We start from the raw sequence: 25,949 nt of genomic DNA, 5'->3' as shown, positions 1-25,949 counted from the left end.
TGACCGCGGCGACGCCGTCCTCACCGATGATGCGCAGGACGGCGTCGATGATGCTCTGCCGGGTTCCGGGGGGCTTGGACATGGCAGTCATTGTGTCACCGGTGGTGCGGCAGTGGTGCGGCGGCGGGCGGCGGGCGGCGGGCGGCGGTCGTCAGGGTCGGCGCGAGGTCGTACGCGTCGTGGATGCCGCCGGTCATGCGATGCCGCCGGTCATGCGATGCCGGCGGGCGCCGGGGCCGGCGACCCAGGAGTTGCGGACGGCCGCGTTCAGGTCGCGGCCGTGGTCTGCACCGGCGCAGGTGACTCCACCCGGTTCAGGGGCCGACCGTGCGCTTCACGGCGACCAGGGGGCTTCTTCAGGGGCTATGTTGCACCTGTGTACGACGTTCATCCATAGCGGGAGTTGCAGTGGTCCTGCCCTACACCGACGCGATCCAGCGGCTGGTCGACTCGCTCGCCGCCCGCATCCAGCATTCGGTCGCCGTGGATGACGAGCGCGGCAGCCTCATCGTGTGCAGCCGTCACTACGGGGACGAGGACCGGCTCCGTATCGACGTGGTGCTGTCCCGGCGGCTGCCGACCCCCGTTGCCGAGTACCTCAACGGCTTCGGCATCGCCACTTCTGCCACACCCCGGTCGATTCCCGCCAATCCGTCTCTCGGGCTCAAGGACCGGCGGTGCTATCCGATTCGTGATCATGGGCGGCTGCTTGGTTACTTGTGGCTGATCGACGCGCACGCAGAGCGCTTCGACGAGGTGGTGGGCGACTGCGTGGTGCAGTTGTCGGCGCGCCTTCGGGAGCGGTCGCTCCAGGTGACTGAGGAGGAGCAGCGGCGCCGGGCCCTGGTGACCGGCCTCCTGCGCGGGGGAGAGGGCTCCGCCCGCGCCGCGGGAGACCTGGTCGACCAGGGGCTTGTCGGTGCGGAGGACGAGGTCGTGGTCATCGTCGCCGAGGCGACCACGGACCCCGAGGCGGTCGCCGCCGTGATCGCCGATGTCACCAGTGGGCGCGGCCGCGACGAGCCGTCGTGCCGGGCCCTCACGGCTGCGGTGGGGGAGCGCGGCGTGGTCCTCGTCGCCGGCCGACAGGGGGTGGAGCGGGCGGCGGCATGGTGGGCCGAGGAGGTGCGGCAGGGGGCGCGGCAGCGGGGTGCGGAAGACGGCGGTGTCTTCATCGGTCTGAGCAACGCCGGCCGGCTCGACGAGGCTCCCGATCTGTTGCGTCAGGCGGTGCTGGCGGCGTTCGCCGCTGCCGAGCTGCCGGAGCTGGCACCGGTCGTCTCCTGGCGGGACACCGGCGTCTACGGCCCGCTCATGCTCGCCGCGATGACCTCTCCGGAGCTGGTGGTACCGCCGCAGATCGCCGATCTCAGCACCGGCGCACGCACCGACTCCCTGGCCCACACCGCCGAGGTGTTCCTGGACGCCGCCGGGGACACCGCGGCCGCCTCCGAGCAACTGACCATCCACCGGACGACGCTCTACTACCGGCTGGCCCAGGTCGAGAGCAAGACCGGGTGGGACCTGAAGAACGGCCGTGACCGGTTGACCCTGCACCTGGGTCTGAAGATGCAGCGCCTCCTCAACAGTGGCATCCCGGCTTTGCTACAGGGAGAGGACGCTCAGCGGGGAAGTTCCTAACCCGCGACGATGTGGGCGGGGGCCGGGCGGTTGGAGACTGCGCCGAACCCGGGCGATGGCCCCGGGTGAGGATCGATCGCGAAGGAACCCTCACATGACCTTCCCCGCGGACCGACAGCGCATCGCTGACCAGCTGAACCTCGGCTCGGAGCTGCTCTACCTGTCCCGACACGACGTTGAACACCTGCAACTGACGCGGGACGCCGTTGTGGAGCTGACCCGCCAGGCCCTGGTCGAGCACGGTCACCGCCGCTACGAGATGCCGGCCAAGATCGGTGTCCACCCGTACGACAACGTCTTCTACCACGCCATGCCGGCCTACTTGCCGGGGCCGGGGATCGTGGGCGCGAAGTGGATCGAGTGCTACCCGGACAACCCGCGCAGGTTCGGTCTTCCGCAGACCACCGGGCTGCTTGTGCTCAACGATGTGGAATCCGGTGTGCCGCTGGCCGTCATGGACTCGGCGTGGCTGACCGCGATGCGTACCCCGGCGGTGACGGTTCTGGCCGCCGCGGCGCTGCACCCCGGCGCCACCACGTTCGGGATGTTCGGCTGTGGCGTGCAGGGAAGGGAACACGTCCGCTACGCGGCCCTGGCGTTGCCCAGGCTGGAGACGGTCTACGTCCATGACGCCAACGAGGCCGCCGCGGATGCCCTGATCACGCAACTCCAGCCCGAACTGGGCGTGCGGATCATCAAGGGTGAGTCGGCCGAGGCGGTCACCAAGAGTGCGGAAGTGCTGAGTTCGGCGACGGTCATCCTGCGGGAGCCGCTCGCGGTGGTGAAGGACGAGTGGGTCACCGCCGGACAGACGATCCTCCCGTGCGACCTGAACACCTTCTGGGATCCCCGCACTTCCCACCGCGCTGACAAGTACATCGTCGACAGCGTCGAGGAGCACGAGCTGTTCGCGTCGATGGGTTACTTCCCCGACGGCCTGCCCGAGGTCGTCGCCGAGACCGGCGAGGTGCTGGCCGGGGTGAAGCCCGGCCGGGAGAACGCCGACGAGATCATCGTCAACAGCAACATCGGCATGGCCGTCTGCGACATCGCGGTGGGTCACGCGATCATGCACCGCGCGCTGGAGCGCGGTGTCGGGTTGCGGCTCCCCCTCTGACCTCCGGGTGGGCGGGCGACGGAGACCGGGGCCGTGCCGCTGAGCACCTGCCGCGTTCAGGGACGCGATCCCTCAGCCGATATCGCCGGCCATGGCAGGGCCGCCTCGCCCGATCCGGGTGTGCCGGGCCGGTCGGCATGTCATCCGTCCCCGGCCATGCCGCCGTCAGCCCGGCCTGTCCCCGGTCCGAGCCGAACCGCCGAACCACCAGGCCCCGCACGAGACACCGCCGAAGTACCCCGCCCCACCCACCCCTGCCTCCCCCCCATCGACCGACCCGCCCGGACCGGCACAGGAGTTCACCATGACCGCATCAAGTGTCCTGGACGACGCCCCCCTGAGCAGATTCCACAAAAGACTCGCCCTGTACTCCTCGGGAGGCCCCTTCCTCGACGGCTACGTCCTGAGCATCGTCGGCGTCGCCCTGGTGCAACTGGGGCCGCAGATGCACCTCTCCGACACCGCCCAGGGCCTGATCGGCGCTTCTGCCCTCGTAGGCATCTTCTGTGGCGCCTTCCTCGGCGGGTACCTGACCGACAAGTTCGGCAGGCAGATGCTCTACACCATCGACCTCATCGCCATCATCGGATGTTCCGTCGCGCAGTTCTGGGCCTCCGATCCGGTGTGGCTGTTCGTCCTGCGCCTGCTGATCGGCATGGCCGTGGGCGCCGACTACCCGATCGCCACCTCGCTGCTGGCCGAGTTCACCCCGCGCCGCTACCGGGGACCGCTGCTCGGCGGGCTGATGGTGATGTGGTTCGTCGGCGCGGCGACCGCCTATGTCGTCGGCGAGGCCCTGCTGTCCGTCGGCGACGGCGGCTGGCGGTGGATGCTCGCCAGCGCCGCACTGCCCGCCACCGCCATCGTGCTGCTTCGGCTGGGCACCCCCGAGTCGCCGCGCTGGCTGGCCAAGAAGGGCCGCGTCGACGAGGCCAATGCCGTCATGCGCAAGGTGTTCGGCAGCGAGGCCGGCATCGCGGACCTTCCCGAGGAAAAGGGCGAGAACGCCGGCCTGATGCTGCTGTGGCGGTCCGGATACCTGGGACGCATGCTGTTCGTCAGCGCCTTCTGGACGTGCTCGATCGTGCCCCTCTTCGCGGTGTACGCCTTCGGGCCACGCATCCTCGGCGCGCTCCACCTGGCCGGCAGCCTGGCCAACATCGGCTCGGCCCTGATCACGGTCTTCTTCGTGGTCGGCTGCGTACTCGCCATGGTGGTCATCAACCGCATGGGCCGGCGGGCCCTGATCATCCACAGTTTCACCTGGTCCGGTCTGGCACTCCTGCTGCTCGGCCTGTTCCCCTCCGCCCCAGCCCCCGTGATCATGACCTTGTTCGCCGCCTACGCCGTCCTCATCGGCGGCACCCAAAACCTCCAGTGGATCTACCCGAACGAGCTGTTTCCCACCGAGATCCGGGGAACCGCCGTCGGCCTCGCCTCCTCACTGAGCCGGATCGGCGCGGCGGTCGGTACGTATCTCGTCCCGCTCGCCCTCACCTCGTGGGGAATCGGCACGACGATGCTCACCGCGGCGGCCATCACGCTGTTCGGGGCCCTCCTCTCGATGCGCTGGGCTCCGGAGACCCGTGGCCTGGCCCTGCACGAATCCGCCGCCCTGGGCACTCCGGCGACCGCCGGTGCCGGATAACGCCTACGGGGACTACCCGGCGCGGCGCACTTCCCGAGGGAACGAAGCGGGCCTCAGCCTGTCACTACGGGCAGAGGCCCGCTTCGCGCCTGCTCGCCAAGGGTTGCGCATCGTCACAAGCCAGCGCGCCCAACGGCTTCCCCGGCCACACCGTGGGCGTGTACGAGGCCGACGGCACGGTGGCGCGTGGCCACTGCCGCCCGCCCGATGCCGGACAACTGCCCGGTCGAGCGAGCGGGCAATGTGCCCTGCCGGAGTTCCTAGGCCACCCAACCCTTGGTCATCGTCTGCACGGACGCACCATCGAGGTCCTTGAGCTTCGGTCCGACGAAGTCTCGCGCGGCGTCCGAGGTGAGCAGCCGGAAGGCGGGCCGCTCGGCCGCCAGCAGTTCGACCATCTGCGCTGCCACGTCCTGCGGCGTCTGTGCGTTGGCGAAGGCACCGCGGGTGCGGGTCAGGTAGGCGGACAGCGCGGGGGCGTACGGCCCGGCCTGTTCCAGCACGTCGTCGCGGACGCCCACATTGCTGACGAACTCGCTGGCCACTGCCCCCGGCTCGACCACACTGACGGACACGCCGGCCGTCGCCGCAACCGGCGCGAGGGACTCCATGAAGCCCTCGACCGCGAACTTGGCGGCGCAGTATGCCTCGTTGAAAGGCTGGCCGATCACTCCGCCGACGCTGGTCACGGTGATCACACGGCCCTTGCTCGCCCGCAGCAGGGGCATGGCGGCCTTGGTGACGTGCAGCACGCCGAAGAAGTTGACCTCCATGACGGCCCGCACGTCCTCGACGCTCTCCTGCTCAAGGGTGCCGAGGTGGCCCGCGCCGGCGTTGTTGACCAGCGCGTCCAGCCGGTCGAGGCCGGCCAGGCACGCCTCGACCGAGGCCGGGTCGGTCACGTCCAGGGCCCGGACGTCGACGGTGACTCCGGCTTCCTCCGCCGCCGCCCGCAGCGCGCTCGCCTTGGTGGTGTCGCGCATGGTGGCGATCACGTGCCAGCCGCTTCGCGCGGCGGCGACGGCGGTGGCCAGACCGATACCGGAGGAGGTGCCGGTGATCAGGACGGTCTTGGTGCTCATCTTCGGACCCATCTACTTATGGAGCATAACTAATGTTGCTCATAACTATGGGAGCCGTTATTTCACTTTGTCAAGCACGTCGGTAGACTGAACGGCATGTCCCAAGCACCGGATGAGCTGACCAAGGAGATCGTCGGCCTCCTCGCGGCCATCACCCGCCGCTACACCCAGGAGGCCGAGGCCGCCGCGACCGTCCACGGGCTGACCCCGCTCCAGGCCAAGGCGCTGCTCGCCGCCGAAGAGCCGGTCCCGACGCGCCGCATCGCCGACCGGCTGCACGCGGAGCCCTCCAACGTGACCGCGATCATCGACCGTCTGGAGTCCCGCGGCCTGGCCGAGCGCAGCCTCGACCCGGGCGACCGCCGCGTCAAGCGCGTCGCCGCCACCGAGGCCGGCCGCACCGTCGTCACCGACATCCGCACCCGGATGCCCTTCGCCGCCGCCCCGCTGGCCCAGCTCAGCACGGAGCAGCGCGATTCCTTGCGTGAGCTGCTGCAACTGGTACTGGACGCTTGACGCCCGCCGGTGGAGGTCGGAACGACTCCGGCAGTCGACTCCGGCAGTCGACCGCTGGGACACGGCCAAGCCGGTTGAGCCACAGCTGAGGGCGGCGACAAGGGATCAGGGCCTGCGGAGCGGAGGGACCTCCGCTCCGCAGGCCCTCCGCTGCCGGCACGCGCGTGAGAGCCGGGGCCGGCAGGTCAGTGGCCGCGGCCGGTGGTGTCGCCCACGTGCACAACCTCGCACTCGCTCAGGCCCGAACAGGGCGATACGAGATCACCTTCATGGCTCCTCAGACACGCCAAAATCATGACGCACAGCCTCAAGCTGCTCACGATTCGGGATGACCGAGTGCGGGAGCTCGTCGGTTGCACCGAGATCACAGCGCATGGACTCCCTCATGGCGTCGATCCGGGACCAGAGCGAATGTTGCGCTTCAGCCGCTGATCGTAGGGTCTCACCCGGCCGCGGGTTTCCCTGCTCCAGGCGTTTGACCTGTCCGTAGCCACCCTAACGACCGTCCCCGCGGGTGCCTTTGGCGCCCGATGCGAGAGGGGACGGCGGCTCGCGGACAACGACGGGGCACCGCGCCGTGCCGCAATCGGTCGGCGTCCTCGATGACGTCGCCGAGGCGCACACCGCCGTCACCAGCGGCATCACCTTCGTGGCCGGGTTCACTCCGCCGCTGTTGTCGCCTTCATGTCCAGGTCCTGGAGCGGCCGTTGCTCGGTGGATCGAGGCTGACGCGATCTTTCGGATGCGCTCGATATGCATGTGGGGTTTCTGTGGTGGGGCAGCGCCGGCATCGTCCGGATCTGCCGTCCTCTGCTGCGGGTCGCCGTCAGGCGGTGCTGCGGGTTGCGGCGAGGTCGAGGGCAATATCGCTGATCATGTCTTCCTGGCCGCCGACCAGCTTGCGGCGACCGACCTCGATGAGGATTGCGCGGGTGTCGATGCCGTAGTGGTGGGCGGCCGTCTCGGCATGGCGCAGGAAGCTGGAGTACACGCCCGCGTAGCCGAGGGTGAGGGTCTCGCGGTCCACCCGCACCTCGCGGTCCTGGAGGGGGCGTACGACGTCGTCGGCGGCGTCCATCAGGGGGAACAGGTCGCAGCCGTGCTGCCAGCCCGTCAGCTCGGCGACCGCGACGAACGCCTCCAGGGGGCAGTTGCCCGCTCCGGCTCCCTGGCCGGCGAGGGAGGCGTCGACTCTGGTGACGCCGTTCTCGACGGCGACGACCGAGTTGGCCACACCCAGCCCGAGGTTGTGGTGGGCGTGGATTCCCAGCTCGGTGGACGGGGCGAGGACGTCGCGGTAGGCGCGGACACGGTCGCGTACGCCGTCCATGGTGAGGTGGCCGCCCGAGTCGGTGACGTAGACGCAGTTCGCGCCGTAGGACTCCATCAACCTGGCCTGCCGGGCCAGTTCGGCGGGGTCGGCCAGGTGGGACATCATCAGGAAGCCGGCCACGTCCATGCCCAGGTCGCGGGCGGCGGCGATGTGCTGGGCGGAGATGTCGGCCTCGGTGCAGTGGGTGGCGACGCGCACCGAGCGGATGCCGAGCGCATGTGCGCGGCGCAGGTCGTGCAGGGTGCCGATGCCGGGCAGGAGCAGGGTGGTGGGCACCGCGTGGGTCACGGTGTCGCAGACGGCCTCGATCCACTCCCAGTCCGTGTGGGCGCCGACGCCGTAGGTGATGCTGGAGCCGGACAGGCCGTCGCCGTGGGCGATCTCGATCGCGGCGACCCCGGCGACGTCGAGTGCGGCGGCGATGGTGCGGGCCTGTTCGACGGTGTAGCGGTGGCGGACGGCGTGCATGCCGTCCCTGAGGGTCACGTCCTGCATGTACAGGGTGTTCGGCTGGGGCGCGGTCATGGGGAAACCACCTTCGTGGTGTGATGGGCGGCCATGCGCTCGGCGGTGCGCAGGGCGGCCGAGGTCATGATGTCGAGGTTGCCGGCGTAGGCGGGCAGGTAGTGGGCGGCGCCCTCCACTTCGAGGAACGCGGACACCTTGGCGGCCTGGCCGGACCGGGAGGCGGCCGGGAGGAGGGAGCGCAGTGGGTCGTCGATGGCGACGCGTTCGAACTGCACCTTCTGCTTGAGGCGATAGCCGGGGACGTACGTCTGGACGCGTGCGGCCATCTCCTCCACGGAGGTGGTCACGGCGGCGTCGTCGCAGTCGCCGACGAGGCAGTGCACGGTGTCCCGCATGATGAGGGGCGGTTCGGCGGGGTTGAGGACGATGATGGCCTTGCCGCGGGCCGCGCCGCCGACCTGCTCGATGGCCGACGAGGTGGTCTCGGTGAATTCGTCGATGTTGGCCCGCGTGCCGGGGCCCGCGGAGCGGGAGGAGAGGGAGGCGACGATCTCCGCGTAGTGGACCGGGGTCACGGCGGCGACGGCGGCCACTATGGGGATGGTGGCCTGCCCGCCGCAGGTGACCATGTTGACGTTGGGCGCGTTCAGATGGGCGTCGCCGTTGACCGGCGGCACGACGTACGGGCCGAGCGCGGCGGGGGTGAGGTCGACGACCGTGCGTCCCAGTGTGCGCAGGACCTGGTCGTGGCGCTTGTGCGCGCCGGCGGAGGTGGCGTCGAAGACGAGGGACACGTCCGCGAATTCGTCCATTTCGACCAGGCCGTCCACGCCCTCGTGGGTGGTCGCAACCTTCAGTCGTCGGGCGCGGGCCAGGCCGTCGGAGCCGGGGTCGATGCCGGCCATGGCGGCGATCTCCAGAGAGTCGGAGAGCCGCAGAATTTTGATCATGAGGTCGGTGCCGATGTTGCCCGAGCCGATGACGGCGACCTTCGTGGTCATGCTCGGATTCCTTCCGTGGCGGAGGTGGCGAACGCGGTGGAGACCGTGCCGAGTCCTTCGATATGGGCGGTGAACTCGTCGCCTTCGGCGGCGACGGCCATCGGGCCGAGCGCGCCGGTCAGGACGATGTCGCCGGCCCGCAGTGGGTCGCCCAGGCCGACGAGCGTGGAGGCGAGCCAGAGGGCGGCGGTGAGCGGGCTGCCCAGGCAGTCGGCGCCGGTGCCCTGTGAGACCGTCTCGCCGTTCCTGGTCAGGGTCATCCGTACGTCGCGCAGATCGACCCGGTCCAGCGGTACGGGGGTGCCGCCGAGGACGAACAGGCCGCAGGAGGCGTTGTCGGCAACCGTGTCGACGATGCTGATGTCCCAGTCGGCGATGCGGCTGTCGACGATCTCCAGCGCGGGCAGGGCGAACGCCGTGGCACGCAGCAGGTCGGCGACGGTCGGGTCCCGGTGCGGCAGGTCCGCGCCGAGCACCAGGGCGACCTCCGCCTCGATCTTCGGCTGCAACAGCCGGCCGGGGGCGATCGGCTGCCCTTCGGCCACCGCCATGTCGGCGAACAGGGCGCCGAAGTCAGGCTGGTCGACACCGAGTTGGCGTTGCACGGCGGGCGAGGTCAGGCCGATCTTCCGGCCTGCCGGACGCCGGCCGGCGGCGATGCCTCGCTCGACGTTCAGGCGCTGCACCGCGTAGGCGGCCTCGACGTCCGCCTCGGGCAGCAGATGACGCACCGGGGGGCACGGGACGCCGGCGCGGGCGGCTTCGTCCAGGACGGCCGCCACCTCGGCCACCGCACCGGCGGACTCGTGGGCGCTCATGCTTCGCCCCTGCCGGGAGCGGTGCGAAGAGACTGCGGGATGGGCATGCGGGTTACCTCCGGAAGGGAGCGGAGCTGGTGAGGGGCTCGATACGGGTGTGCCGGCCATCGCTGTGACGCATGCCAGGTATAGACGCGCATCATGAGCAACGGCAAAATATGTTCTATGACACGGAACAGCGCGCAGGGGAACATGCTGGACAAGGCAATGGCGATCCTGGATTGCTTCCGACCGGACGGCGGATCGTTCCGTCTCACGGAACTTTCCGTGCGTACAGGTCTGACCAAGACCACGGCGTTCCGGCTGTGTGGTGAACTGGTCCGGCTCGGTCTGCTCGAACGCGATGCGGAGAACTACCGGCTCGGCGGCAAGCTCTTCGAACTCGGCTCGCTCGTGCCGCGCCGGCATGATCTGCGCGAGGCGGCCCTGCCTTTTCTGCAGGACCTGTTCGAGGCCACGCACGAGACCGTCCATCTGGGGGTGCGCGAAGGCCACGAGGTGGTCTACGTGGAGCGCATCCACGGTCATGGCGCCCTACAGCTGCCCTCCCGGATCGGTGGTCGCCTTCCCCTGACCTGCACCGGCGTCGGCAAGGCGCTGTTGGCCTTCTCCGGCGCGGCGCTGGCGGAGGAGGTGCTGGACGCCCCCCTCCCCAGCCTCACGCCGCATTCGGTCACCGATCCGGAGCGGCTGCGCACCGCCATCGAGCAGGCTCAGGTCGCGGGCCTGGCCTACGAGGAGGAAGAGGCCACCCTGGGCGTCAGCTGCATCGCGGCACCCGTCTTCGACGGGGCGGTGGCGGTGGCGGCGCTGTCGGTCGCCGTGCCCCGCAGCCGCTTCCGGCCCGCCCAGCTCGCTCCGGCGGTACGGACCGCCGCGTTGGGGCTGTCACGTGCGTTGCGCTCCGGCACGTGATCGGGCGGTGGACTCGTCAGTCGCCGGGAATGCCTGCGCCACTCAACGACGGAACCGTGCTCTCCGGACGGCCCAGGGAGCGGGCCCCGGCCTGGAACTGGGCGAGTTTGTCGATGATGGTCCGGCCGACCGGGAGGTGGCCCCAGATGCTGATGCCCTGGTGAGTGGTGGGCTCCCAGGTGGTCTCGTCGATGACGACGGGGTTCCAGCCGACCTCCCACTCGAAGCCCGATGGGGTGCGGGCGTAGTAGGAGAGTTCCTTGTCGTTGGTGTGCTGGCCGACGGACAGGGCCATGTCGAAGCCGAGTTCGTGCACGCGCATGTAGCTCTTGGCCACGTCGTCGAGGGTGGCGGCCTGGATGTTGAGGTGCTGCACGCGGGTCTGGATCGGGTCGATCGGCAGGCCGCGGGTGGCAGCGACCGCGATGGAGTGGTGGCGCTCGTTGACGCGTAGGAAGCGAATCTTGAATTTGACGCCGCTGATGGTCTCGTCGATGTAGTCGGTCAGGCGGGCGTCGAAGACGGTGTTGAAGTAACCCCGAGTCTGCGCCGGCTTGGTGGAGGTCAGCGCGATGTGACCCATGCCGCCGGAGCCGGTGACGAAGCCTGAGGCGAGCATGCGCAGCGGCTGGGCCGACTTCGCCGGGGTGGTGCAGATCTCCTGTGTGATGCCCTTGGGGCCGGGGAAACGCAGCAGACGCTCGACGCCGCGCAGGGCGGCCTCCTCATCGGTGCCGACGGTGAGGGGAACGCCATGGGCGCGGATGCGGGCCTCGATGCGTTCGAAGGCGGTGTGGTCGTCGATGTGCCAGCCGGTGGCGACGACGTCCTCGGCGGGGCCACGCCGGATGAGGAAGCGGCATTCCCGGTCGTCGAGGCGGAAGCGCATCAGGTCGCGGGAGAGGGCGTCGTGGTGCATGCCGATGGCATCGGTGCCGAAGCGGCGCCAGTCGGCGAAGCGGCTGGTCTCGATGACGATGTATCCGAGGTGGACGGCGCCGAAGACGGACGGGGCGTCATGCATGGTCATCGGCGGCCGGCCAGGAAGTCGGCGCACAGGCGGTTGAACAGGTCGGTGCGTTCGAACTGCACCCAGTGTCCGGTGTTGGCGACGAGGTACAGGTCGCAGTTGGGCATGCGGTCGGCCAGCATCCGGCCGCCGGACGGCCGGTTGACCTTGTCCTTCGCGCCCCACAGGACGAGGGTGGGCACAGGCAGTCGGTTCAAGCGTGGGTCGCGGGTGAAGTCCATCTTCCACAAGGTGCGCAGCCCGGCGGGGCGTTGCAGCGGCGGAGAGGCGATCACGTCCGGGTCGATGCTGGCCTGGTAGCGCTCCTCGATGGCGGAGTCCGGGACCTCCGCGGCGTTGAAGACGAGGTAGTTGCGGATGAACCTCTCCAGCTTCAGCCGCGAGGGGCCGTCGCCGGTGTAGTAGTCGAGCAGGCACTTGAGCCCGGGAGTGGGCAGGGCGCGGGTGTTGCCGATCCCGCCGGGGCCCATCAGCACCATGCGGTCGACCCGTTCAGGGGTGTCCAGGGCCAGCCGCAGGGCGCAGGCACCGCCGTAGGAGTTGCCGACCAGATGGGCCTTGTCCAGGCCGAGTTCGTCCAACAGGCCGCGGATGCCGTCGGCCAGGTAGCCGAAGGGGTCGGTACCGTCGACGCCCTTGGTGCTGCGCCCGTAGCCGGGCAGATCGGGCACGATGACCCGGTACTCCTTGGCCAACTCGGCAATGTTGCGGGCGTAGTTGGATACACCGGAGGCGCCGGGGCCGCCGCCGTGCAGCAGGAGCACGGGCGGGCCGTCGCCCGTCTCCGCGGTGAAGATCTTCTTTCCGCCGATGTCGTACGTCGTCTCCTGCATCGTCGGCAGGCCGGTCTGCGGGGTCATGGTGTCGGTCCTCACTGGGCGGTGTCGCGGTCGGGCGGGGTGCGGCGGCTGGGCCGAGCCCGCTGGGGCGGCGGGTGTCGGGTGCGCGGAGGCGGCTGCGCAGACGTAGACGTGGGGTCGCAGGGCGAAGGCGGCCGTGCGGCGGGTGGTCGTCCAGGGCAGCAGGACGCTTTCCCTGGTGATCCGCGGCCGGGGATCCAGCTGCCGGACTCCGGTGAGGTGGACCGGGCGCGAGGCGAAACCCCGGCATCGCGCCCCAGGACGACGATCCTGGGGCCCATGCCCAGCAGGTGCGGTCACCCCGTGGGGTACCCGATCACCGCCAACGTCGTAGGCATGCGTCTCCGCCGCCGTTTCTGGCGCCGACTTCTCTCACCAGCCATCTGACTGTCGCCGTCTCGCTCGTGACTCTTACTGTAGCGTTCACTCCAATTGGAATGAACGCTACAGTAAGCTCGACGCCGGATACGGTCAAGGGCCGGCACAACAGGAGGGAAGTGCCATGACCGGGCCCCAAACGACGCGCCGGAAGCGGGCGAACGGAATGGAGTCGCGACAGCGCATCCTCGACGCCGCCGTGGAGATCGCGGGTGAGCGCGGGTACGAGGGCACGTCCATCGCGGCCGTCAGCGCCAAGTGCGGGCTGCCCGCGAGCTCGATCTACTGGCATTTCAAGGACAAGGACGATCTGATCGCCGCGGTCATCGAGCGCAGCTTCGACAGCTGGCTCGCCGCGGTCGAACTGCCGGGCGAGGAGACTGGCACGTCCCTGGAGCGGCTCACCTCCATGGCCGCGAACGTGGCCAAGTCACTGGTCGACGCGCCCGACTTCCTACGCCTCGGGCTCATGCTCGCCCTGGAGCGGCGCCCCACCGAGCCCCGAGGCCGGACCGTGTTCCTCCAGGTCAGGGGAGTCGCGCGCCGGAAGATCGCCGAGACGCTCCAGACCCTCTTCCCCGAGCTGGACGAGGCCGAGATCCACACGCTCACGACGTACGCCATCGCGGGCGCCGACGGCCTGTTCGTGCAGCGGGAGATCACCGGGGGCGCCATCAACTTGATGGCGATGTTCGAACTGCACGCCCAGTCGGTGCACGATGCGGCACGCCGCATGGCGGCCGGGGCCGGAAGGTGACCGGGGCCGGACGGTGACCGGGGCCGGACGGTGACACTCTCGATTCCCGGGGGTGTCGGTGACCGTGTGCTGAGGTCTCGCTGGTTCGCGGTGGTCGGGCCGGTCCGTAGATGGCGCTGTCGGCCTCGGTGATCAGTGCCCAGTACCGGTCGCCATAGGGCCGGTGCCACCGCTCGGTGGGGTGGTTGATGAAGCCGGCGAACGGTGGCGTTGTTGATGCGACGGCCAATCTCGCGCAGCTGCCTCCGCTGGGCCTTGGCGAGCGGGGTGGACACCAGGCGGCGCACCTCCGCGACATGGCCGGGGCGGTGTCCACGGCCTTGTCCCGGCCCTCGTCGGTGAGGACCGCGAGGGTGAAGCGGCCATCGACGGCATCAGCGGTGCGGTGAAGCCGGCCCTCCTTCTCCAGGCGTTTGACCGCATGGGAGAGCCGGGACAGCCGACATGCTTGAACTCTCAACTACATTCACCTATGGTCGATGCGGTTGAAGTTTCAACAGTGCGTCCCCCCTCTCCCTAGCGTGATCTTGTAGACAAGGAATCGACATGATCGACCGCCGCAACGTCCTCCGAGGCGGAGGCGCCGCCCTGGGCGTCCTCGCCATCACCGCGGTAGCCAGCGGAACCGCCCTGGCAGCCGCGGCCACGGGCAGCCGGGAACTGCTCGGCGATCCGGCCTCCACCCCGCAGGCCGAATCGCTTTGGCCGACCCACCTGACTGATACGGAGCGCAAGCACCTTGAGGTGTTCGACGAGCTGGACTTCGTCGTCTACTCCGGTCAGCAGTGGGACCGGCTCAGTGAGAGCCACGCACAGAACATCCGCGTCCACTGGCCCGACGGCCACTACACGGACGGCATCGACCGGCACATCGCCGACATGAAGAGCCAGTTCGTCTGGGCGCCGGACACGCGCATCACCGAGCACCCGATCCGCATCGCCAAGGACAACCTGACCTCGGTGACCGGCGTCATGCAGGGCACCTTCACACGTCCCATGCCGGACGGCAAGGGCGGCTTCGTCCAGCCGACGGGCAAGAAGTTCTCCATCAACATGGCCACGGTCGGCATCTGGAACAAGCGCGGAGTGATGGAGGAGGAGTTCCTCTTCTGGGACAACCTGACCTTCTACCAGCAGATCGGCCTCGCCTGACCCGTGCGTGGCCCGGCGGCGCGGGAACCGCTGGGCCACGAAGAGGCGCGTGAGGCATCGCCGCCACCGGGCGCGGCGAGCGACGCACTCCTTCTCCGCAGGGTGTTCCAGCGCGCCAGCACCTCGCCGTGGACCAGGCGCCCGGCCGCCTCCGCTGCCGGAACGCCGAAGGCGCGGCGGTCCTGCCGGCGTTCGGCGTCGGTGAGCCGGTCACCTACGTCCGCGACGGCGAACGGCCTCACCTCGGCGCCGCGCAAGTCGCAGTGCGCCTGTCACGCTCGCGCACTTCTGGCCTGACGATGATTCGCGTTTGGCGCAAGCGCGTCCCGCCATGTATCTACCTTCTATGCAGTAGCATCATGTTTGAACCTGTTTGGTCGTTATGTGGCAGATGGTGTTGGGTCGACGGGGTGCACCATTGGACGACGCGCCCCTGGGCGGAGGCCATGGAGAGGATCTCCCACGACGAGGGCGCGGTAGGTCTGTCGCGTGCGGTCTCGTCCACCAGCACCAAGGACGACATGACCACCGTCGCCGCCGTGGTCCGGTCCACCCGCACCAGCCCGCTTCCGCCCACGCGTTTGCTGGCAGACGCGGTCGCCCGGGCCGGGCTGTGGCAGCGGCTCGCCGAACGTGCGGCCGGCGATCCGGGTGGGTTGGCGGTGATGCTGACGCCGGGGGCATCCGCCTATGGCGACCCGACGACCGCAGCCAGCGCCGTGCTCGTGGAGCACCTCATCGACCTGCTGTGTGACAGGGGCTACCGGAACATCACCGTCGGAGCCGCCCGCTGTGGTCCGGACGAGTGGATCGAGGGCCCCGGGCTCCTTCAGACCTGTCGCCGGCTCGGCTACGGCGAGCGCACCCAACGGGGCAACGCCTACCGGATCGTGGACCTGTCCGAGGACATCGAACCGGCCGGGTTTCCCGCTTCGAGTGTGCTGCACGGCAGTGGAATGGCGCGTACCTGGCTGGAGGCGGACTTCCGCATCAACATCGCCAAGAACAGCACCCACCCGGAGTTCGGGTACGCCCTCTGCCTGGCCAATCTGTTGGGCGTGCTGCCGCACACCGACAAACACCATCACTACCGGGCACGGCGCGACGGCGCCGAGGTCATCGTGGATCTGCTGAGTTCCTACGCACCGGACTTCCACATCATCGACGCGGTGGTGAGCAGTCACGGGTGTGCTGGATCGTACGTGGGCAAACCACTGGGAACGGGTACGGTCATCGCCGCGCCGGACGGCGCGCTGGCGGACATGGTCGGGGCACTGCTCATGCGCGTCGATCCCGTCTCATCGCCACTCAACGCGCGGGTACTCAGCGAACGCGGGCTGCCGGACGGCTATCACCTCGACGGAGACCTGACGCCGTACCAGGGATGGCGCAATCCTCCAAGAGCACTGGTCGAGGCGGTGCGCCGACTCGCCCCGGACGGCCGGGTCCACCGGTTGTTCAGCATCGCCTCCTGGCAGGTGGCTCCGGACGCGGCGGAGATCACCGATCCCGCGCTCGCACGGCTTTCTCGCCTCCTCACCACGCTGATCCGCGTCGCGGACGAGAACCCGGCGGCTTCCGCCGCCCTCTGCACGGTGATCGGGGCGGCCGCCTCCGCGTCATCCACCGTACGTGCGTGGCGGACCGGGTACGGGAAGGAGAAGATCCGGCGCCGGGACGTCTCCCTCGCCATCGATCCGGACGCCTACAGCCACCGTGACTTCGACCGGATCAACGGTCTCCTCCAGCCGTTAGAAGAGATCATCGACGCGCTTCCCGTGGATGCCTGGCTGATGCGGTGGCAACACCTGGGCAGCTCGGTCCTCTTCGGTTGCGAACGCACCGTCAATGCGCCGTACGCGGAGTTCGTGCGCCGGGTGGACATCAGCCAGTCCATCAGTTACATGACCGACTACCTGGGCGGACGGGTCCACGTGGTGTCCCGCGACGCGCAGGGGCGGCCCACCCGCCAGATCGAACGCAATCTGTATCTGGCGCAGCCGAACTACATGTCGTTCTACGGCGGCCCACCCATCGATGTCTGCAAGCTTGAGTCGATCCGCTACGAGGAACAATCGCAGCGGATCGCCTGGAGAACGGTCCACAGCCCGAACGGCTCCGCCGAGTACGACGACGGTTCGGTGGTCTTTCTCCCGGCGGACGGCCGAAACCGTACCCGGATCGTGGTCCGGGTACGCCAGCGGTTCACGTTGCCGCTGACCTGGCAGGTGTTCCGTCCGGAAACCCGGCCGAAGCTCAGGGACCCGCTGGTGCAGGACTCCTACCAGCGGTTCTTCACCCGCACGATCGACAACTTCGAGGCGCAGTATGAGGGGCGGCCGTACCGGATTGGCCGCCCTTGGGAGGAGCATGACGACATGCTGGCCGCCGAGCTGCCCACCCAGCGTCTGACCGAGGCCGCCCGGCTCGTACGGAGCGTCGCAGCGCAGGCCGTGGCCGTGTCGAGGCTGCCGGGACGGTTGGGGCCGGACGGCTTCTGGCATGTCGCGCCCGGGGACGTCCCGTCCCGTTTCGGAGTGGTGGAGGAGCTCCGGGAAGAGCTGCGTCCCGCGGTCAGCGGTTTCTGGCAGGGGCTGCGCGAAGCCGTGGCCCGGGACAGGCGATCGAGGTAGTCACTGTGAAAGCGTGTGTGACCGGAGCCACCGGACTCGTCGGTGCCCAGGTGGTGCGTGCCCTCCTGGGCGCCGGCCATGAGGTGACGGCGCTGGTCCGCCGAAGCAGCGACACGCGGCAACTGCGCGCGCTCGACGTCCCCGTGGTCCACGCGGACCTCCGTGCCCCCGCCACCTTGCGGCCCGCGTTCGAGGGCTGCGAGACGGTGTTCCACTGCGCCGCCGTGTTCGCGTACTGGGACATCACCCGGGAGGAACTGGCCCGGGCCAATGTGGAGGGGACCTGTGAGGTGCTGCGGGCGGCAGCGGCGGCAGGGGTCCGGCGGGTGGTGGTGACCTCGTCGTCCGTCACCTGCGGCTCGTCGGACGGCCCGGCGCCCCGCGACGAGAACGGGATGCCCGGCGAGGAGTATCTGCCGGACTACTTCGACACCAAGCTGGAGCAGGAACGGGCAGCGCTCGCGTTGGGCGCCGAACTGGGGTTGGAGGTGGTGGCCGCCTGCCCGACCATCGTCGTCGGCGGGCCCGATTGGCGGCTGGTACCCAGCAACGCGCTGCTCACCCGCTATCTGACCGACCCACTGCGCACCACCTACCCGGGCGGATGCAACATCGTCTCCGTCCGGGACGTCGCTGACGGCCACGTACTCCTCGCGGAGCGCGGCACCGCCGGGGAACGCTATCTGCTGGGCGGTGAGAACTGGGCGTGGCGGACCATCCATCAGACCGTCTCCGAGCTGTGCGGCACCCACGGGCCGTGGGCCACCGCCACGCACACCGGCGCGTACCTGGCGGCGACGCTGGCGGAGATCCGGGCGGTGCTGAGCGCCCGGCCCCCTTCGACCACCCGCGCGGAGGCCCGGACGATGGGCCGGTACTACTGGTACCGGCACGAAAAAGCCGCTGCCCTGGGATACACGCCGCGGCCCGCGCGCCAGGCGCTCGCCGAGGCGCTCGGCTGGCTGGTGACCAGCCCGCATGTGCCGGACCGGGTCAGGTCCGGGCTGCGGCTGCATCCAGAGGTGGCGGGCACGCGGGAGCTGGTTCCGCGGCAGCTGGAAGGGGAAGCCGGAGCGCTGAACTGACCGAAGCACTCGTGCAGAGGCGGCATACATTGAGTGTGCCGGAGCCTGTCACCACCGTACGCCGGTCGCCCCGGAGACCGCCGTCATTGCTTCGTACGTCTGGAGCGGGGCGAGGGCCCGGCTTTTGCGTCCTCGGCTCTACCGCTGCTCTTGGCGTCCGGCACGGCTTCCTCTGCGGTCACCCGCAACTTCTCCCAGAAGCGCTGTTCATGCTCGCGGCTCAGCTCCGCCACGTTCCGGGCGTAGTCGATGCCCAGTCCGCTCAGCGCCGAGGCGAACTTCATGCCCTCGTCGCCGACGAACTGCCAGTACGCCCTGTTGACGTCGCCCCAGGTGGGTTTGCCGTTGAGCAGCCCGGTCATCAACTCCGCATAGTCACCCCACATCGCGGTCTGGAGCTCGGCAATCCGGACGGCTGCGGTCCGGAAGTGTTCCCAGCTTCGCCGGAGTTCGGCGGTCAGCTCTGCGGTGGTTTCAGTGCTCATGGACACTCCTCAGGTCGAGCCCCGGCAGGGGCCGGGACCGGGCTCAACAGGGTGCTGTGGTGGAACCCCAGGCGGGGGTCGGTCCAGACAGGCAGACCGGGAAGGTATTCGCGCAGCTCCGGCATCTCGGCCCGCAGCCGTACGGCATTGGACGGGTAGTCGTACACGGTGATCGTGTTGAGCCCGCGGTTGGCGGTGAACAGCAGCTTCTGGTCGGCGGAGATCTGGCAGGCGTAGACCGAGTCGATCAGCGAACCACGCGTGACACGCAGTGCGCCGACGAAATGCCTGCTGCTCGGGACCAGCGACCCCCGGGTGAAAGCGTCGGTGACCTGCCGGGCGGCCTGCCGGGCGGAGCGCATCTGCGCGGAAAACCGTGGTCGTTCGTCGATGACACGGTACGAGGTGAAGTCGTCGAGGTCGATCATGACGATGGTGCCGCTGCCGCCGTTGCAGTAGATCAGCTCGCGGTCGGAGATACAGACGTCCGAGTTGATGTGTGCGGGCACGTTCTGACCGCAGGTCCAGTGCCGCAGGATCTGACCCGTACGGGCGTCGATCTCGAACACGTACTCCTTGAAGTAGGCCATGGCCCATTCGTGCCAGTCCCGGCCCTCCTGAGGATGGACCCGGAAGGACAGTGCGTAGAAAACGTCCTCACACGGATGGCAGGCCACGTGCCAGCAGGTCGTCGGCAGAGGGATCCGCCGGGCGACACGTTTTTCGAGGTCGAAGATGCCGACCTCGGCAGCCTCTCCCTGACCCGGATGGTCCATACCGCCGTAGACGAGGTATCGGCCGGAGGCAGTGCGTCTCATGGCATGCGGAAGCTTGAGCAGGTGATCACCGATGCGCTCGGCCTTGGCCGGGCGGTCGAGGTCCACCAACCAGAGGCCGTCACCGATGGCGGTGACACCCTGGGTGTTGTCGAGCCACACCATGTGCGTGCTGCTCTTGATGGACGCGTCGGGGGTTTCGAACCGCAGGGTGGAGACCCGCTCGCACTCGTCCAGCGAGTGGATGTCGTAGAACAAGAGCTGTTGCCCGGCATTGCCGAGAAACCCGAATTTCCGGTCGGGTGTGATGCTGACGGCATGGCCTCCGGCCACACCGTCGTAGTACTGCACGCGGTAGGCGTACTCGCCGCTGTCCGGGTTGTAGCGGAAGACGCAGACACCGGCCGCACCCTCCAGACCGTTCAAACCATTGCCGTCGAGGGCGATGTGAAAGGCGTACGGGTAGCGGTCAGCGGACTCAGACATCATGGACCGTCCTACCGTTGTGACACCATGTCGCTTACGGGGGATTCATCCATGCGTCAGCCTCCATGGATCATCGTACGAGGGGTGCGGTCGGGCCGCATGTCGTGTGTGAGCAGCTCCGAACGCCTGTGAACAGGTTCCCCGACCCATGCCCGCTCCCGTTGCGTCCGGCAGCGCGGCACGTGCCGAAGGGAGAGTGCGGCACTCGACCATCATGGCACCATGAGTGTTCGATATCTCACTTTGAGTAGCTGTTCGGCCTGTCAAATTGCCGTGGTCGTCGTGGGCCCCACCGCCAGGACTTCGGGCAGGGCCGCCGGGTAGCAGGAACACTCTCCCTGCTCGTTGCCGGCGGTCGCGATGGCGGGCACGCCCTGGGCAGGCACTGTTGCGCGGCGCCGGGCCGGGTGCGGCACTGTCGCCCAGTCGAAGGCCGAACAGGATGCTGGCCACCCAGGTTCCGTGGTGCTGTCGGGTTTGCGTTTGGTGCCGGTGCCAACAGGCGAGGATGTGAGTGCTTCTGGGGCGGCACGAGTGTGCTGCTGGTGCTCTACAGCAAGTTCAGGACGCCATCCCATCGACGGGAGACTGGTCAATGACTTTTGCTTTCAGCCGGGGCAGCGTGCGCACGGCTGTGCTTGCGTTTCTGGCCGCAGCAGCACTCATGGTCGGCGCGACGGCGACCACCCCTGCGGGGGCGGTGCCTGCCAAGGATGGGCCAACTTCGGTGGCCTATATCGAGGTGAACAACAACAGCATGCTCAATGTGGGCAAGTACACGCTGGCCAAGGGTGGCGGCAATGTGTTCGATGTTGCGGTCATCTTCGCCGCCAACATCAATTACGACCCTGCCAAGAAGTCGGCCTATCTGTACTTCAACGAGAACGTGCAGCGCGTCCTCGACAACGCGGCGACCCAGATCCGTCCACTGCAGGACAAGGGCATCAAGGTCATGCTGTCGGTGCTGGGCAACCATCAAGGGGCCGGCTTCGCCAACTTCCCGTCCAAGGGTGCTGCCTCGGCGTTCGCCAAGCAGTTGTCCGACGCCGTCAGCAAGTACGGCCTGGACGGCATTGACTTTGACGACGAGTACGCCGAGTACGACAAGGGCGCTCCAGTCAACGAGAGCTCGTTCGTCTACCTGGTCTCCGCGTTGCGCGACTACATGCCCAACAAGCTCATCTCTCTCTACGACATCGGCGAGTCGGCGGAGAGGCTGTCCTACGGCGGTGTGGACATCTCGTCGAAGTTCAACTACGCCTGGAACCCGTGGTACGGGCAGTGGGAGGTTCCGCGCATCTCGCTGCCCAAGTCGAGCCTGTCACCGGCAGCCGTCGAGATCGGAGGCACGCCTGCGGACACTGCGGCCAACCTCGCCAAGAAGACCATGAGTGAAGGGTATGGCGTGTACCTGACCTACAACCTGAACGGCTCCGACCAGCACGACTACATCTCCAGCTTCACCCGAGAGCTGTACGGCAGCGACGCCGTCTACACCCCTTGACGACCATCCGGCGGATCACGAGCGGAGGCGGAGCCGGATCGATGTAACGGTCACGTGCCGTGGAGGGGCGCCGGGTCCGTGTGGGCCCGGCGCCGGCTCAAGGTAGCTCCGTGCAGGACGTGATGTTCCGGGCGAGGGGTGCTTCAGTGGAGGCTTCGGAAGAATTTGCTGAAGCGTTCGATGCTGAGGGTGCCGACCTTCTTCGTGAAGGCGCCGACCGTGTCCCATTCGCCGATGGTCTGGCCGATATTGGCGGTCAGCGCGGCGCCGGCGGCCGTGTCCTTCGCTACTTGGTCCACAGGGGTGGCCCAGGAGACGGCCGTGGGCACCTGGGTGGTCAGGGCGACTGCCCCTTGCAGCACCCTCCCGGGGATCTTGCTCTGGATGACGGTGCCTGTGACCACCTGGGCGCCCTTCTTGCCGAGGTAGTCGAAGACCCGGGCGGCATCGGATGCGCCCTTGCTGGCGATCGCACCGACGAAGGCCCGTCCGCCATTGCTGACGATCACGTTGGCGACCTTGTTCAAGCGGGCCGCGGCCCATGCGCCCTTCGCGCCCTTGGCCACGGCGCCGAGGACGGGGAGGGCGGACAGCACATCCGTTGCGAGGGTGATGCCATCGGCCACGTCCACCGTCCCCTTGAGGGAGATGGCCTTGGCGTGCAAGCCGAGCGACGCGGCAGCGGTGACGACAGCGATGGGGCCGGCGATCACGGACACTCCCGGGATGAACGTCAAGACACCCGCGACGGCGCTGACCATGCCGAGGACGTCACCCCAGAAGCTCCAGCGGTCGATCTCCTTCTGCTTCGCCGCGGCCAGCTCGGCGGCCCAAGCGGCGGTCTTCTGGTAGAGCCACTGCTCTTCCTTGCCGCGGGTCTCGATGATCTTGGCCAGTTCCCGGTCCACGAAGAAGCACTGCAACTGGTACTCCGCCTGCACGGCCAGGGCAATGTCCACCAGGTCGTACAGCTGCCCGTCGGGGATGCGCTCGGTGGGGTAGCCGTGGTCCTTCAGGCGCCACAGCTCCATGCCGAAGCCCGATCCCTTGAAGGACGTGTCGTCGGGCTTCTCGTTCCCTTGTGAATCCAAGGGGGATGAGGAGTACGTGAATTCGCGCTGGCCGAGGTCGCGGGCGATTTCGGGGTCGTGGAAGTCCACGATGCTGTCCAGGGCATGGAGGCGTCGGAAGGGCGGCGGCAGATAGCTGTCCGCACTCTCGTCCCCTTCCCAGTCGTGGTCCACCTCATTGCCGTCCTTGTCGGTCCATTTGTCCGTACCGATGAACTCCTCGGCCATATGCGACAGGGCGGGTATGTCCTTGAGGCAGTCCGCGATCACACCGGCCACGAGCAGTTCGCCCTGCTCCAGCACCTGTCTCTTGGACGTGCGGAACGGGTTCTCCTCGTCTCCCTGGTCCTCAAGGTCCTCATCACGTCCTGTGTGGGGGGCGTGAGCGTCGGCATCAGGGGCCTTCTGCTTCCACTTGGCCACCACGTCCTTGGCCAAGCGGTCACGCATGTCCTTCGTGAGCCAGGCGGCCGAGCCGGCCATGTGCTCGACCGCTCGGAGGGCGGCGGCATGGTTGAGGGAGTCGACGAACGCCTCCGCCCGCTCGCGGTTCTGGGGGGAGGCGTCGACGTAGGCCCGGTACTGCTCGTCCAGCCGCTTCAGGGCGCCGATGATGCGCTGCTCCTGAAAGATGAAGGAGCGCAGGAGCTGGGTGATGCGGTAGCGGTCCGCGTCGTGCAGAGAGCCCGGATCCCAGCCCCACATCTGCACCGCTTCGCCCTCGTGCTCGACGAACCGGTTGAGCTCGTTGTGTGCCGCCTGCACGACCAGGTCGTGCACGGAGGCGTTGTAACCGAGGTTCGTCAGCTCGGTGTCGGCTTCGCTTTCCAGTGTGTACAGCGGATTCGTCATGGTGAGGTCCTCAAGGTTCCGTGGCGGCGGGCGGCTTTTAGGTGAAGGCGATGGTGTTGCAGACGCCGGCCAGGATGTCGACGTAGTGGTCCCATTCGGCGATGTTCTCGGTGGAGATGGAGAAGTCCGCCATCGCCAGCCGGCCCGGGATCGGCACGAAGACATGCAACTGGCGCACCACGGTGGGCCGGCCGCCGTTGGCCAGGAGGTTGACCGGCTCTTCGACCTTGCTCTCCTGGGTCAGCAGCACCACGGGCCCCGTGGGCAGTTGGGAGACACCGACCTCGGCCTCGGGATGGATCGCGCCCAGCGTGCGTGCCAGGCGCGTGACCGTGTCCTCGTTGTTCAGCTCACTGGGCCGGGCAACGACCGTCAGCATCGCCGAGCTCAAACGCTGCTGCTCGGGCGGGGCGTCCCCCGGCGTCTTCGCCAGCAGCACGCCGGCGTAGACGGCCCCGGCCGCGGTCAGCATCTCGTACATCGTCTGCTGTGCCAGGACAGCGTGGGCGAGTTCCTCCTGCGACGGCGGGGGATCGAGCTGCCCGAGCCGTTCGAGCAGCAGGTTGGTGTTCTCCTCCGCGGAGGCCAGGAGATCCAGGGACTGGAACTCCTGGGGGACGGAGAACGTCAGCGGCAGCTCGACCCCGGAGGCCATCGACGGCACCCGCTCCAGCGTCCACTGCCGGTAGACGTGGGATTCCTGCGGGTCGTCGTAGATCTCCGTCAGGGCGCCCGCTGCGTCGCTGTGGCCCACGACGTTGAGCCAGCGCCCGCCGGCCACGCACTTCAGCGTCCAGACATCACCGTCCGGGGCGGTCTCCTTGACCAGCTCCCACATGTAGCTGTCTGCGTGGTCCTGCTCGAAGACGAACTCTTCCAGCCGGGTGCTGGCATCACCGCTGTGCCCGGCGGGGTGCAGGTACGACTGCCGCCGCTGCATGTTGCGCAGCATGAAGCGTCCCTGGGCGTTGCCCTGCCGCAACTCCCACAGCTGTGTCTGGCGCTCCTCACCCTCCCGCAGGGGCTGCATTTCGACGGTTCCGTGCTCCGGGCGGTCCGGGTTGGGTTTCCCGGTCAGGCACAACCCGGTCTTCTTGCTCTTGATCAGGTACTGACTGCCTTCCAGCAGCTCGCTCACGAACTCTCCCCTGTCACTCATTCGGAGCAGCAACTCCACAGAGCTGGGGGAGGCGTGTAAAGCTCGCTACCGAGCAGTAGGGCAACTTCAGCCAGCACCCATTGACGTGCGAATCCAGCCACGGGCGCCCGAAGCAGCCGATTCCTCATTTCGGGCACCATGCCCATGCGCTGCAACTCGGCTTGTACTGGAGCGGCAGTCGAAGGAGCTGCCCGAGGCAACACCCGAGGCAACGCCCGAGCATTCCAAGCCAACTGCCCATGCGAGGAGGTCATCGAGGGCGCCTCGGCGCCGACTCGATCGCGTTCACCTGATCGAGTGAAGTCGTCGAATGCGTCGTGCCCGCTGGTGGACGTAGCCAGGCGGGATCGTGCCAGTCACCTCCCTGCGCTCCGGTGCTGCTCCGTGGTGTCCGGTGGGTCAGGCGCTGTGGCTGATCGGCGGGGCCGTCTCTGGCTCCGCGCATGACCCCCAGACCGTTTCTAGCCGTCCACCAACGCGGCCACCAGGCGCGTCATGGAGGGCCGTGGGTCGGGTGTCTCCGGCCAGCTGGTCATCAGGAGGTGGTGGGCGGTGCCGACGATGGCGAGGGCCACGGTGCCCGGGTCGACGGTCTCTGCCACCCGGCCGAGCCTCCTTTCGGCCTTCAGATAGCCGGTGATGGCCTCCTGGATCGCGGTAAGGCCCGATGCCCCGCCTTCCAGGGCCTCGCGGATGCGCAGCGTGGTGGCGGGGCGGCTGATGGCGAGACCTGAGAGGGCCGGGCCGGCGGAGTCGAACAACATGAGGGCGACGGCGTTGAGGTTCTGCGCCACCGTGCCTTGCCCGGCGAGCCCCGACAGTTCCTGTGCCTTCGCCGCCGTCCGCGCGAACCGGTCGAGGCAGAGGTCGGCCACGAATTCATCGAGCCCCGCGAAGTGCGCGTGCAACAGCCCCTTGGAGCAGCCCGCCTCGGTGGTGATGGCCCGGCTGGTGAGCGCGCCGGGCCCGCCCCTCTCCACGACGCGCTCGGCGGCCGCGAACAGCCGCTCGCGTACGTCCGGCGTCGCCACTCCGCGCGGTGACATGGGCCTCTCTCTCGTTCTGCTGCCGCCGCCCTCAAGGGGCACAACTCCGTGGATGGTAGCGGGGATTGCCAGTTTGGGCGAGTGCCCATATTGTTTGGGCGAATGCCCATTCTCCGTCACCCACCACAGGAGGAACC

Annotated in this window: 21 protein-coding genes and 1 pseudogene; 10 read left to right on the top strand and 12 right to left on the bottom strand. The window is 68.5% G+C overall.

Annotated features, from left to right (window positions below; translation table 11 throughout):
* Positions 1–408: 408 nt before the first annotated feature.
* The 3 genes from AB0C96_RS38720 to AB0C96_RS38710 all read left to right on the top strand — a co-directional run bounded on the left by AB0C96_RS38720 (position 409) and on the right by AB0C96_RS38710 (position 4,406).
* Positions 409–1,641 (top strand): helix-turn-helix domain-containing protein, encoded by a 1,233-nt coding sequence (locus AB0C96_RS38720; RefSeq protein ID WP_362924427.1) that lies wholly within the window; start codon positions 409–411, stop codon positions 1,639–1,641.
* Between the two features lie 94 nt (positions 1,642–1,735).
* Positions 1,736–2,758, top strand: coding sequence for an ornithine cyclodeaminase family protein (locus AB0C96_RS38715; RefSeq protein ID WP_362924425.1), 1,023 nt, complete (start codon positions 1,736–1,738; stop codon positions 2,756–2,758).
* A 304-nt stretch (positions 2,759–3,062) separates the two neighbouring features.
* Complete coding sequence (locus AB0C96_RS38710; RefSeq protein ID WP_362924423.1) at positions 3,063–4,406, top strand: MFS transporter; 1,344 nt, start codon at positions 3,063–3,065, stop codon at positions 4,404–4,406.
* Positions 4,407–4,666: 260 nt separating this feature from the next.
* Here AB0C96_RS38710 and AB0C96_RS38705 read toward each other — a convergent pair whose 3' ends face one another.
* On the bottom strand, positions 4,667–5,488 hold the full coding sequence (locus tag AB0C96_RS38705; protein ID WP_362924421.1) for an SDR family oxidoreductase: 822 nt from the start codon (positions 5,486–5,488) through the stop codon (positions 4,667–4,669).
* A gap of 96 nt (positions 5,489–5,584) precedes the next feature.
* On the opposite strand from AB0C96_RS38705, the gene AB0C96_RS38700 reads away from it, so the two are divergent.
* Positions 5,585–6,004 carry a MarR family transcriptional regulator gene (locus AB0C96_RS38700; protein WP_362924419.1) on the top strand — a complete coding sequence of 140 codons (420 nt, stop codon included), beginning with the start codon at positions 5,585–5,587 and terminating at the stop codon, positions 6,002–6,004.
* An 826-nt stretch (positions 6,005–6,830) separates the two neighbouring features.
* On the opposite strand, the gene dmpG is transcribed toward AB0C96_RS38700, so the two are convergent.
* From dmpG to mhpD, 3 genes are read right to left on the bottom strand one after another with little or no spacing between them, the layout of a single operon-like run.
* Positions 6,831–7,862 (bottom strand): 4-hydroxy-2-oxovalerate aldolase, encoded by a 1,032-nt coding sequence (dmpG, locus tag AB0C96_RS38695; protein ID WP_362924417.1) that lies wholly within the window; start codon positions 7,860–7,862, stop codon positions 6,831–6,833.
* Positions 7,859–8,806: an acetaldehyde dehydrogenase (acetylating) gene (locus AB0C96_RS38690; protein ID WP_362924416.1), complete on the bottom strand. Its 948-nt coding sequence runs from the start codon at positions 8,804–8,806 to the stop codon at positions 7,859–7,861. The genes dmpG and AB0C96_RS38690 overlap by 4 nt, the downstream gene beginning before the upstream one ends.
* Positions 8,803–9,624 (bottom strand): 2-keto-4-pentenoate hydratase, encoded by an 822-nt coding sequence (gene mhpD, locus AB0C96_RS38685; RefSeq protein WP_362924414.1) that lies wholly within the window; start codon positions 9,622–9,624, stop codon positions 8,803–8,805. Before mhpD ends, AB0C96_RS38690 begins: the two co-directional genes overlap by 4 nt.
* 192 nt (positions 9,625–9,816) lie before the next feature.
* Between mhpD and AB0C96_RS38680 the strand changes: the two genes are divergently transcribed.
* Positions 9,817–10,539, top strand: coding sequence for an IclR family transcriptional regulator (locus AB0C96_RS38680; RefSeq protein WP_362924433.1), 723 nt, complete (start codon positions 9,817–9,819; stop codon positions 10,537–10,539).
* A gap of 16 nt (positions 10,540–10,555) precedes the next feature.
* Here the strand turns inward: AB0C96_RS38680 and AB0C96_RS38675 are convergent, their stop codons facing one another.
* Together AB0C96_RS38675 and AB0C96_RS38670 are read right to left on the bottom strand one after the other, a co-directional pair.
* Positions 10,556–11,563 carry a VOC family protein gene (locus AB0C96_RS38675; protein ID WP_362924432.1) on the bottom strand — a complete coding sequence of 336 codons (1,008 nt, stop codon included), beginning with the start codon at positions 11,561–11,563 and terminating at the stop codon, positions 10,556–10,558.
* A 2-nt stretch (positions 11,564–11,565) separates the two neighbouring features.
* Positions 11,566–12,429, bottom strand: a complete 864-nt coding sequence (locus AB0C96_RS38670; protein ID WP_362924412.1) for an alpha/beta hydrolase — start codon at positions 12,427–12,429, stop codon at positions 11,566–11,568.
* Positions 12,430–12,931: 502 nt separating this feature from the next.
* Between AB0C96_RS38670 and AB0C96_RS38665 the strand changes: the two genes are divergently transcribed.
* Positions 12,932–13,564: a TetR/AcrR family transcriptional regulator gene (locus tag AB0C96_RS38665; RefSeq protein WP_362924411.1), complete on the top strand. Its 633-nt coding sequence runs from the start codon at positions 12,932–12,934 to the stop codon at positions 13,562–13,564.
* Positions 13,565–13,655: 91 nt separating this feature from the next.
* Here the strand turns inward: AB0C96_RS38665 and AB0C96_RS38660 are convergent.
* Positions 13,656–13,763 (bottom strand): annotated as a pseudogene (locus AB0C96_RS38660) (dipeptidase); the annotation flags it as partial.
* Between the two features lie 347 nt (positions 13,764–14,110).
* On the opposite strand from AB0C96_RS38660, the gene AB0C96_RS38655 reads away from it, so the two are divergent.
* The 3 genes from AB0C96_RS38655 to AB0C96_RS38645 all read left to right on the top strand — a co-directional run bounded on the left by AB0C96_RS38655 (position 14,111) and on the right by AB0C96_RS38645 (position 18,434).
* The gene (locus AB0C96_RS38655) at positions 14,111–14,716 is read left to right on the top strand and encodes an ester cyclase (RefSeq protein ID WP_362924409.1); all 606 of its coding nucleotides are present in this window, start codon (positions 14,111–14,113) and stop codon (positions 14,714–14,716) included.
* 446 nt (positions 14,717–15,162) lie between these two features.
* Positions 15,163–17,349, top strand: a complete 2,187-nt coding sequence (locus tag AB0C96_RS38650; RefSeq protein ID WP_362924407.1) for a DUF362 domain-containing protein — start codon at positions 15,163–15,165, stop codon at positions 17,347–17,349.
* Between the two features lie 17 nt (positions 17,350–17,366).
* Entirely contained in the window at positions 17,367–18,434 is a 1,068-nt protein-coding gene (locus tag AB0C96_RS38645) for an NAD-dependent epimerase/dehydratase family protein (protein WP_362924406.1), read from the top strand.
* Positions 18,435–18,517: 83 nt separating this feature from the next.
* Here the strand turns inward: AB0C96_RS38645 and AB0C96_RS38640 are convergent, their stop codons facing one another.
* Both AB0C96_RS38640 and AB0C96_RS38635 read right to left on the bottom strand, forming a co-directional pair.
* Positions 18,518–18,919, bottom strand: coding sequence for a hypothetical protein (locus tag AB0C96_RS38640; RefSeq protein WP_362924405.1), 402 nt, complete (start codon positions 18,917–18,919; stop codon positions 18,518–18,520).
* Entirely contained in the window at positions 18,916–20,181 is a 1,266-nt protein-coding gene (locus AB0C96_RS38635) for a hypothetical protein (protein ID WP_362924403.1), read from the bottom strand. The genes AB0C96_RS38640 and AB0C96_RS38635 overlap by 4 nt, the downstream gene beginning before the upstream one ends.
* 595 nt (positions 20,182–20,776) lie before the next feature.
* On the opposite strand from AB0C96_RS38635, the gene AB0C96_RS38630 reads away from it, so the two are divergent.
* Positions 20,777–21,685, top strand: a complete 909-nt coding sequence (locus tag AB0C96_RS38630; RefSeq protein WP_362924401.1) for an endo-beta-N-acetylglucosaminidase H — start codon at positions 20,777–20,779, stop codon at positions 21,683–21,685.
* Between the two features lie 143 nt (positions 21,686–21,828).
* Here AB0C96_RS38630 and AB0C96_RS38625 read toward each other — a convergent pair whose 3' ends face one another.
* The 3 genes from AB0C96_RS38625 to AB0C96_RS38615 all read right to left on the bottom strand — a co-directional run bounded on the left by AB0C96_RS38625 (position 21,829) and on the right by AB0C96_RS38615 (position 25,812).
* Positions 21,829–23,607: a hypothetical protein gene (locus AB0C96_RS38625; protein WP_362924399.1), complete on the bottom strand. Its 1,779-nt coding sequence runs from the start codon at positions 23,605–23,607 to the stop codon at positions 21,829–21,831.
* A 37-nt stretch (positions 23,608–23,644) separates the two neighbouring features.
* Complete coding sequence (locus AB0C96_RS38620) at positions 23,645–24,745, bottom strand: hypothetical protein (RefSeq protein WP_362924398.1); 1,101 nt, start codon at positions 24,743–24,745, stop codon at positions 23,645–23,647.
* Between the two features lie 482 nt (positions 24,746–25,227).
* Positions 25,228–25,812, bottom strand: coding sequence for a TetR/AcrR family transcriptional regulator (locus AB0C96_RS38615; RefSeq protein ID WP_362924396.1), 585 nt, complete (start codon positions 25,810–25,812; stop codon positions 25,228–25,230).
* Positions 25,813–25,949 lie beyond the last annotated feature (137 nt).

This window comes from Streptomyces sp. NPDC048506 (assembly GCF_040651315.1).
Lineage (GTDB): Bacteria > Actinomycetota > Actinomycetes > Streptomycetales > Streptomycetaceae > Streptomyces.
This window is presented reverse-complemented; position numbering and strand designations above follow the sequence as displayed.